Origin of the sequence: Amycolatopsis cynarae (assembly GCF_026802195.1) — a bacterium.
In the GTDB taxonomy this organism is placed as follows: Bacteria; Actinomycetota; Actinomycetes; order Mycobacteriales; family Pseudonocardiaceae; genus Amycolatopsis_E; species Amycolatopsis_E rhizosphaerae.
In genome coordinates, this window is sequence record NZ_CP113836.1 from 3,737,661 (window position 1) to 3,746,493 (window position 8,833).

Sequence of the window (8,833 nt, forward strand, 5' to 3'; positions counted from 1 at the left end):
GCATGGCGGTGATCTCTGAGCGCGCGGCGGTGCGCCGGCTGCACGACCGGTTCGGCTTCGGGCCGCGCCCCGGCGACCTCGACCGGGGCTTCACCGAGACGCTCAACCGGCTGTTCACCCCGGGTCGCGACGCCGGAGCCGACGCGACCCCGATCCCGCAGCCGGGCACCCCGCCCCGGGAGCCGGACAAACGGGACAAGACGGCACGGGCGGCGGCGGCACGGCAACTCCAGGCGCAGGCCACGCAGGCGGTCCTGTGGTGGCTGGACCGCATGGTGGCCGCCGACGACCCGCTCCCCGAGCGGGTCACCTGGTTCTGGCACGGGCATTTCGCCACCAGTGAGCAGAAGGTGCGCAGTCCCCAGCTGATGCTCGCGCAGAACCAGACCCTGCGCACGCTCGGCCTCGGCGGCTTCACCCCGCTGGCCCAGGCGATGGTCGTCGATCCCGCGATGCTGCTGTGGCTGGACGGCAACAGCAACAGGGCGGGCAGGCCGAACGAGAACCTGGCGCGCGAGTTCATGGAGCTGTTCACCCTCGGGGTGGGCAACTACACCGAAGCCGACGTCCGCGAGGCGGCGCGCGCACTGACCGGGTGGAGCGCCAAGCGGGACGAGCCCACCGCGCGTTTCGACCGCAAGCACCACGACGACAGGCCCAAGAACATCCTCGGCACCACGGGAAACTTCGACGCTGGGTCCTTTGTGGACCTGGTGTTGAGCAGGCCGCAGTCCGCGCCGTTCATCGCCGGGCGGCTGTGGTTCCGGCTGGTCTCCCCCGACCCGCCGCCGCCCGATGTGCTCAACCGCCTCGTCGCCGCCTACGGCAGCAACCGGGACATCAGGGCACTGCTGGTGGCGATCGCCGGTGAGGACGCGTTCCGGGACCCGGCCGCGTCACTGGTGAAGCAGCCGGTCGAATGGCTCGCCGGGTTGATGCGTGCGCTCGGGGTTCGCCCCGGCACCCTGCCGGAGAAGGACAGGGCCGCACTGCTGACCGGGTTGCGCGGAATGGGCCAGGTCCCGTTCGAGCCCCCGAGCGTGGGCGGCTGGCCCGCCGGCGGCGCCTGGCTGACCACCTCGGCCGGGCTGTCCCGGCTGCACCTCGCGCAACTGGTGGCCGCCCACGCGAACCTGGACGCGGTGGCGAGGGCGGCGGACCGGGTGGCCGCGGTCGGTGACCTGCTCGGTGTGGACGGCTGGTCCGCCCGCACCCGCACCGCGCTCGCCGGGGTCGCACACGATCCGAAGCAACTGTCCACTGTGGCCGCTTGTGCCCCCGAGTACGTGGTGAGCGGGTAGGAAATGAACAAGCTGACACGGCGCCGCTTCCTGATCGCCAGCGGGGTCACCGCGGCCGGGGCGCTCGCCGCCGGGGCGACGCAGGTCGACTGGACGCAGTTGCTGGACGCGGCCCAGCACAACCCGCTTGACCCGAACGCGGGCGTGCTGGTCGTGGTGACGCTCTACGGCGGCAACGACGGGCTCAACACGGTCGTCCCGGCGAGCGAACACGCCTACCAGGACGCGCGCCCGGAACTGGCGTACAAGCCGGAAGAGGTGCTCGACCTCGGCGAAGGGCTCGGACTCAACCCCGGCATGAAGGGGCTGAAGGGCCTGTGGGACAACAAGGAACTCGCGATCGTCCGCGGGGTGGGCTACCCGAAACCGGACCACAGCCACTTCCGCTCGATGGCGATCTGGCAGACCGCCTCCCCGGAGAGCTCGGTGCCCACCGGCTGGCTCGGGCGCTGGCTCGACGCCTCCGGCGCCGACCCGCTGCGCGCGGTCTCGGTGGAACCGGTGCTGCCCCCGATGCTCGCCGGGGCCAGGACCGCCGCGGCCTCGCTGCCGGTGAGCGGGCTCAAGCTGCCCTCCGGTGCGCTCGGGAAGTCCTTCCAGGGACTGGCCACCGCCGACCCCGGTGAAGGCGTCTGGCAGGCGAGGGCGGCCCGCTCGGTGGCCGACCTCTACCGCGCGGAACAGGTGCTCGGCAAGACCGTGGCGCGGGACCCGAAGGGCAAGCACCAGAAGGGGGCGCTCGCCGCGCAACTCGACCTCGTCGCCGGGCTCATCGAAGCCGGGGTGCCCACCCGCGTGTATTCGGTCTCGCTCGGTGGTTTCGACACGCACGCGGACGAGCGGGGCACGCAGCAGCGCCTGCTCGCCGAACTCGACGACGCGCTGACCCCGTTCGCGCAGCGCCTCGGCCGGACCGATCGGGGCAGGCAGGCCGTGGTGCTGGTGTACTCCGAGTTCGGCAGGCGGGTGGCGGCCAATGCCAGTGAGGGCACCGATCACGGCACCGCGGGCCCGGTGTTCGTGCTGGGCAACGGGGTACGGGGCGGATTCCACGGTGCCGAGCCGAGCCTGACCGACCTGGACAACGGCGATCTCAAGGAGACCACGGACTTCCGCGACGTCTACGCGACCCTGCTGGAGGGCGTGCTCGGCACCGACGCGGGAAAGGTCCTCCCTGACCACAGTGGACGGTTGGACGGGCTGCTGCCCTGAGGCGCCGCGCCCGGCTTGAAGAAGCCCCGGCGGGCGTGGGTCAGGGCGTCTCGGCCGGGGCCGGGGCCGGGGTGAGTCCGCTGAGCGTGAACTCGGCGCCGCCCCCGGCGGCCTCGCCGCATCGCAGTTCGCCGCCGTGGGCCCGGGCGAAGCCCCGGGCGATGGCCAGGCCCAGGCCCGATCCGCCGCCACTGCGGTCCCGGGACTGGTCGAGGCGGACGAGACGGTCGAAGATCCGTTCCCGCTCACTCGGCGGGACGCCGGGGCCGGTGTCCGAGACGGTGAACCCGTCACTGTGGACGGTCAGCGTGAGCGTGCCGTGCCCGGCCTGGGCCCGCAGGGCGTTGTCGACCAGGTTGGCCAGGATCTGGGTGAGCTGATCGGCGTCGCCGAGTACCCGGGCGTCCTCGCCGCGGACCGCGGCGGTCACCTCCGGTGCCAGCAGCCGGACCCGGTCGGCCTGGGCCGTGGCGAGGGCGAGCAGCGACACGGGTTCGCGCGCGGGCTGGACACCGGCGTCGAGCCGGGCCAGTTCCAGCAGGTCGCCCACCAGCTTCCCGGCCCGCCGCGATTCCCGGACCAGCAGCAGCTGCAGGCGTTCGGCCTGCCCGGCATCGGCGTCCGGGGGCAGTTGCAGCACCGCCTCGGCAGCGGCCTGGATCCCGGCCAGCGGGGTCCGCAGTTCATGCGCCGCGTCGGCCACGAAACGCCGGGTTCGCTCTTCGGAATCGCGGGCGGCCTGCTCCGCACCTTCGAGCGCGTCGAGCGCGGCGTCGAAGGCCGCGGCGGTGCGGCCGAGTTCGGTCCCGGGCCGGGCCGGGGCCAGCCGCCCGCCCCGGCCACCCGAGACGATCGAACGCGCCAGCCGCGTCATCGCGTCCAAAGGGGACAGTGCGAGCCGGACCCCGGCGAGCAGCGCGAGCGCGGTGACCACCACCGCGCCCAGTCCGGTGATCAGCAGCAGGTTCCGCAGTGTCCGTTCGGTTCCGGCGATGAGGGAGTCGTCGGCGACCAGGGTCAGCTTCGCGCCGTTGATCCGGGCAGGCCCGGACAGCGTGGCCCGCACCTGCTTGAGGCGGGTGTCGGGCGCGTCGTCCTCGACGCCGAGGGAGGTGCCGTCGGGCAGGGTGAGCCATCCCCGCACGCCCCGCGTCTCGACCCGCAGCAGCAGGGTCGGCGGGTTCACGTTCTGTTTGGCCAGTTGCTGGGCGAGCTGGACCCGCCCGGCCAGCACCCGGTTGACGTCCTGCTCGGCCTGGGCGCGGAACACCGCGTCCACCACGAACCCGACGATCACCAGCACCACCACCAGCACCCCCAGCGCGGTGACGGTCACGCGCCGGTACAGCGAGGCCGTGCGCAGGCCGGTCAAGGGCGGCCCCCGCGCAGGACGTAACCCTGGCCGCGCACGGTGTGCACCACCCGCGGCCCGTGCGCTTCGAGCTTCCTGCGCAGCGTGCTGACATTGACCTCGACGAGGTTGGGGTCGTAGTCCTCGTAACCCCACACCGCGGTCAGGATCTGGGTCTTGCTCACCACCCGGTCCCGGTGCCCGGCAAGATAGCTGAGCAGCTTCCATTCGGTGGCGGTCAGCTCGACCGGGGTCCCGCCGTGGAGCGCCATCCCCGCCTCGACGTCCACCACGAGGTCGCCGACCTCGACGGCGGGCCTGGTGCGCCCGGTGCGTCGCAACACTGCCGCCACCCGTGCGACGAGTTCGGCCAGCACGAAGGGTTTCACCACGTAGTCGTCGGCGCCGTCACCGAGCCCGCGCAACCGGTCCTCGACGCCGTCGCGGGCGGTCAGCATCACGACCCCGGCCCGGCAGCGCCGCCGGATCACGCGCAGCAGTGCGAAGCCGTCGCGACCGGGAAGCAGCACGTCGAGCACGATGAGATCGGGACGGAACCGGGACAGCTCGGCCTCCAGGTTCGTTCCGTCGGCCAGCGCCCGCACGGTGAACCCGGCGGAACCGAGGGCGGTTTCCACCGCGACGCGGATCGCCTCGGCATCCTCGACCACGAGGATTCGCGGCCCGGCCGGGCCGGATCGGGAAGGCACCGCGGCAGTGTAGCGGTGCCCCGGTGGTGCCCGGGTGAACTCCGGTGCTTCCCAACCGCTGGAACAAGGCGCCTGCCGTGGTGTCCCGCTGGCAGAATCCGCCCGTGCCGCCATCCTCGCAGCCCCTGCGGAAGCTGGGCTTTCTGACCATCGGAACCTTCGACGAGCGCGACCCCCGCGCCGGTCACGAGTCCACGCTCGGCATCATCGAACTGGGCGAGCGGCTCGGTTTCGACAGCGCCTGGGTCCGGCACCGGCACCTGCAGTACGGCATCTCTTCCCCCGTCGCGGTGCTGGCCGCGGCCACGCAGCGCACGAGCCGGATCGAGCTCGGCACCGCGGTGATCCCGCTGGGCTGGGAGAACCCGCTCCGGCTGGCCGAGGATCTGGCCACAGTGGACATCCTGTCCGGCGGCAGGCTCAACCCCGGGGTGAGCACCGGTCCGCCCCTGCACTACGACGAGGTCAAGTCGGCGCTCTATCCCGGCACCGCGGACGCCGAGGACTTCGGCTACGACCGGGTGAAGCGCCTGCTGGACTTCGTGCGGGGCGAGCCGGTGACCGCCTTCCGCGGCACCGAGGGCTTCGAAGTGTTCTCCGACCGCGTGCAGCCCCACTCGCCCGGCCTGGGACGGCGCCTGTGGTACGGGGGCGGAAGCCTGGCCTCGGCGCGCTGGGCGGGCGAGCACGGGATGAACTTCCTCACCAGCAGCGTGGTGAAGGCCGAAGACGCCCGGAATTCCCCCGATTTCGCCGCGATCCAGCTGTCGCACATCCGGACGTTCCGGGCGCATCACCCCGACGGCGAGGCCGCCCGCGTCTCCCAGGGACTCGTCGTGATCCCCACCGACTCGGCCTCCCCGGCCCAGCGAGCGAAATACGCGGAATACGCCCGGAAAAGGACACCTCGGACAACGGCGCCGCAGGGACCGGCGCGGATGCTGTTCGCCCCGGATCTGGTGGGCCCGTCCGACGAGCTCGCGGAGCGGCTCCACGCCCACGCGGCGTTCCGGGAGGCCCACGAGGTGGCCTTCGCGCTGCCGTTCACCTTCGAGCACGAGGACTACGTGCAGATCCTCACCGACCTCGCCACCCGCCTCGGCCCGGCACTCGGCTGGCGTCCCGCGAGCCAGTGACCCTGGCGCGCCTGTGTCCCACGCTCGGTCCGGGGCCGGTGCCCGCACGGCGCCGGACTTTTGCCACCATTCACACCCTGCCCACCCAACTACGCCGCTCCCTGACCTGGGACCGCGGCACCGAAATGGCCCTGCACACCGACATCACCCTGTCTACTTCTGCGACCCCCACAGCCCCTGGCAACGCGGCACCAACGAAAACACCAACGGTCTGCTCCGCCAATACTTTCCCAAAGGCACCGACCTCGCCACCGTCGCCCACCAACTCAACGGCCGCCCCCGCAAAACACTGGGCTGGGACACCCCCACCGAAGCCCTCACCCACGTACTCTCCACACACAACCCCGTTGCGCCGACCACTTTAAACCGCCGACCCCTCACGGCAGTCCTTCGACAGGGGAACGAACCGTCACGTGTTGGGGCCAGGGGCGTGCCCTCAAGGTGGCCTTGAGGGCGTTTATGACCCTGAAGGCCACCTTCAGGGCATCCCGCCCCGGCCCCAGCGTGGGACTCGCCCGGCGGACCCGAGCCGACCGGACTTTTGCCGGGACCCTGGCCTGCTTTCCTGTGAAGGGAACCCTGGCCGTATTGACCGTGAGGGGACCCCTCACGGCACCTCGCTGGCATTGCGCCGCGTCGCCGCCGTTCGGCGCGCGCCGCGCGCCGCGGCGGTGTAGAGCCAGGCGAACAGCACCCACATGCCCGCGAACAGGGACCCGACGACGGCGTAGGCCACCGTCCACAGCACCAGCGGAGTTCCGGTCTTGCGCTCCCGCTGCAGGAACTTAATCTCCGCGAGGAACTCGTGCGCCCCCGATGCCGCGGGAACGGCCGGGGCGGCCGCGGCCGGGTCGGCGGGCGCGTAGAGCGGGGCCAGCGCCATCATGCGGTTCGCCACGTGGATCCGGATCCCCGTCTTCCACTGGCCGAACACCGGCAGCGGCCGCGTGGTGCGGTACCGGCCGTCCGGCAGCCGCTCCAGCGGCGCGGAGTAGAAGTCCCCGCCCTGCCAGGAGAAACCGGTCAGCCACAGCGGATCAGCGGTCAGGTCCGGCCGGTTGAAGGTGATCGTCGCGGTGACCCAGCGGGGTTCGGCCGTGCCCCGCGGGTGCGCGACGGGCAGCCCCGGCGCGGTGTCGGCGAGTTGGACGGTCGCGGTGAATCCCGGCGGCGGCGCGGCCGGGACGGTGATCGCGGCCATCAGCGCGACCGCGCCCAGTGCACCGGCCAGCCCTCCCCAGTGCCGGGCACCGCCGCCTTCACGACCCAGCGCGATCGCCTCCACCCGCCCGTACTGCCAGGTCCCGATCAGCGCACCAGCCACCGACGCCGCGGCACCGAAGGCGAGGAAAGTGCCCGCATGCGACAGTGGCCAGGGGTCCGGCATCAACCACTGGGAGAAGGCCCATTCCCCGGCCAGGCCGAGCACGCCACTGGCGAGCCCGGCGGCCACGGCGAGCGGGTAGCCCCGCCGCCCGCGCAGCAGCAGCGCGACGGCCTCGATCACCACGGCCTCCGTGACGTACGGCAACGGCAGTGCGACGTGCAGCCCGGCGACCAGGGGCACGATCGCGAAGACGGCCCGGCTCACCAGTAGCACGGCGACGACGAGGAGGGCACCGCCCGGTCCCCAGGAAAGCCTTCCGTAGAGCAGGGTCCAGCCGCCGATCAGGCCGACCAGTACCACCTGGGCGAGCATCGGGAACTGCGGCACCCCCAGGTCGAACTCCATCAGGAACGCCGACGCTCCCATCATCCAGGCCCCGGCCAGTACCGGACCGAGCAGCCGGACCAGCGGCCCGTCCGCACCCGTCTGCCGGGACTCCGCGAGCAGCAGCTGCAGGCCGATCACCACCCCGACCCCGCCCCCGATCATCAGCACATGGGTGGGACCCCATTCCGTGACGTCCTGCCCGAACAGCCGGTGCCACACGTCGTCGAGCGGGAACCCGGCGACGCCGACCAGTCCCGTGGCCATCATCTGGACGCTGCCCATCGGCACCCGCCAGCCGGGCCCGAACGCGATGGTCCGCGCGGGCAGGCGTCCCTTGGCGAGCGCGGCGCTGAGTACGCCGCCGGCGAAGATGCCCATCAGTCCGAAGTAGATCGGATAGTGCGAGGGGTTGGCCAGCGGCCCCTCGTCGCGGCCGAGCTCCATGTGGATCGGCACGTCCCAGTAGACGCCGATCAGCGCCGACATCCCGGAAAGGAACGCGATCGCCATGGGCAGGGCGGCCCAGCGCGGCAGCCCGGACACCCGCGCGGAGAAGTCGGCCAGCCTGCCGAGCAGGGTCGGCCGCCCGGCCCGCTCGCGGATCACGAACACCGCCAGGGGCAGGAAGATCGCCACGAACATGGCGGCCGCGATGACGATCTGCCCGAAGGCGGCACCACCGGCGGGCGGACTGGGTTCCTGGGCCACGAACACGATGCGGACCTTCCTGGGACATCCGGCCGGAAGATTGTGCTACCGGAAGTAACTGTTACCGTTGGTCACAGATGTTAGAGGGAGGTACGGCGAAGGGGCAAGCGGTTCCCCGCCGGCCAGGAGAGGACGAGACCATGAGCTCACTGCTCGCCGCGACGGCGACCCTGCCCGTGATCGAGGCCCACGAGGGCGGCTGGGACGAACTCGCCGTCTTCCTCGGCCCGCTCGCGATCGTCGCCGTGCTCGTGTACGTCGCACGCCGCGGCAAGCACGCCGACCAGGACGACCACGACGACTAGAGCCCTGAAGGCCGCCTTCAGGGTCATAAACGCCCTCAAGGTCGCCTTGAGGGCGTCCCTCACGGCAGCACGGCCGCCCTCTGACCTGCGGCGCGCCCGATAACTCGGCGATAAGTGAAATCCATAGCCTCGGCCCAGGATATCGAGCCGAGGAGCCGAGGAGTGCGGTGATGACCAATCCGTTCGAGGACGAAGACGGCACCTACCTGGTGCTGGTCAACGACGAGAACCAACATTCGCTGTGGCCGTCCTTTTTGGACGTGCCGGACGGCTGGACGGTCAAGCACGGCGGGGACACCCGCCAGGCGTGCCTGGACTACATCGAGCGAACCTGGACCGATATGCGCCCGAGGAGCCTCGTCGAGTTCATGGACTCGGCGTCGCGCGACTGAGTCC

The 8,833-nt window shown here is 71.8% G+C and carries 8 protein-coding genes and 1 pseudogene; 6 read left to right on the top strand and 3 right to left on the bottom strand.

Annotation, left to right across the window (positions count from 1 at the left end):
* Positions 1 to 2: 2 nt before the first annotated feature.
* Together ORV05_RS17975 and ORV05_RS17980 are read left to right on the top strand one after the other, a co-directional pair.
* The gene (locus tag ORV05_RS17975; protein WP_268440576.1) at positions 3 to 1,301 is read left to right on the top strand and encodes a DUF1800 domain-containing protein; all 1,299 of its coding nucleotides are present in this window, start codon (positions 3 to 5) and stop codon (positions 1,299 to 1,301) included.
* 3 nt (positions 1,302 to 1,304) lie between these two features.
* Positions 1,305 to 2,513: a DUF1501 domain-containing protein gene (locus ORV05_RS17980; RefSeq protein WP_268440578.1), complete on the top strand. Its 1,209-nt coding sequence runs from the start codon at positions 1,305 to 1,307 to the stop codon at positions 2,511 to 2,513.
* Between the two features lie 40 nt (positions 2,514 to 2,553).
* Here ORV05_RS17980 and ORV05_RS17985 read toward each other — a convergent pair whose 3' ends face one another.
* Together ORV05_RS17985 and ORV05_RS17990 are read right to left on the bottom strand one after the other, a co-directional pair.
* Positions 2,554 to 3,885 carry a sensor histidine kinase gene (locus ORV05_RS17985; protein ID WP_268440580.1) on the bottom strand — a complete coding sequence of 444 codons (1,332 nt, stop codon included), beginning with the start codon at positions 3,883 to 3,885 and terminating at the stop codon, positions 2,554 to 2,556.
* Positions 3,882 to 4,574 (bottom strand): response regulator transcription factor, encoded by a 693-nt coding sequence (locus tag ORV05_RS17990; protein ID WP_268440582.1) that lies wholly within the window; start codon positions 4,572 to 4,574, stop codon positions 3,882 to 3,884. Before ORV05_RS17990 ends, ORV05_RS17985 begins: the two co-directional genes overlap by 4 nt.
* 104 nt (positions 4,575 to 4,678) lie before the next feature.
* Between ORV05_RS17990 and ORV05_RS17995 the strand changes: the two genes are divergently transcribed.
* Both ORV05_RS17995 and ORV05_RS18000 read left to right on the top strand, forming a co-directional pair.
* Positions 4,679 to 5,710, top strand: coding sequence for an LLM class flavin-dependent oxidoreductase (locus ORV05_RS17995; RefSeq protein ID WP_268759802.1), 1,032 nt, complete (start codon positions 4,679 to 4,681; stop codon positions 5,708 to 5,710).
* A gap of 68 nt (positions 5,711 to 5,778) precedes the next feature.
* Positions 5,779 to 6,047 (top strand): annotated as a pseudogene (locus ORV05_RS18000) (IS30 family transposase); the annotation flags it as partial.
* A 270-nt stretch (positions 6,048 to 6,317) separates the two neighbouring features.
* On the opposite strand, the gene ORV05_RS18005 reads toward ORV05_RS18000, so the two are convergent.
* Positions 6,318 to 8,138: a hypothetical protein gene (locus tag ORV05_RS18005; RefSeq protein WP_268440584.1), complete on the bottom strand. Its 1,821-nt coding sequence runs from the start codon at positions 8,136 to 8,138 to the stop codon at positions 6,318 to 6,320.
* 134 nt (positions 8,139 to 8,272) lie between these two features.
* On the opposite strand from ORV05_RS18005, the gene ORV05_RS18010 reads away from it, so the two are divergent.
* On the top strand, positions 8,273 to 8,437 hold the full coding sequence (locus tag ORV05_RS18010; protein WP_268440586.1) for a hypothetical protein: 165 nt from the start codon (positions 8,273 to 8,275) through the stop codon (positions 8,435 to 8,437).
* Between the two features lie 170 nt (positions 8,438 to 8,607).
* On the top strand, positions 8,608 to 8,829 hold the full coding sequence (locus ORV05_RS18015; protein WP_326938063.1) for an MbtH family protein: 222 nt from the start codon (positions 8,608 to 8,610) through the stop codon (positions 8,827 to 8,829).
* Positions 8,830 to 8,833: the final 4 nt, after the last annotated feature.

What these genes read in the sequence shown, in the direction of transcription:
- ORV05_RS17975 (WP_268440576.1), top strand. Translation starts at nt 3, where the DNA reads ATGGCGGTGATCTCTGAGCGCGCGGCGGTGCGCCGGCTGCACGACCGG.
- ORV05_RS17980 (WP_268440578.1), top strand. Translation starts at nt 1,305, where the DNA reads ATGAACAAGCTGACACGGCGCCGCTTCCTGATCGCCAGCGGGGTCACC.
- ORV05_RS18010 (WP_268440586.1), top strand. Translation starts at nt 8,273, where the DNA reads ATGAGCTCACTGCTCGCCGCGACGGCGACCCTGCCCGTGATCGAGGCC.
- ORV05_RS18015 (WP_326938063.1), top strand. Translation starts at nt 8,608, where the DNA reads ATGACCAATCCGTTCGAGGACGAAGACGGCACCTACCTGGTGCTGGTC.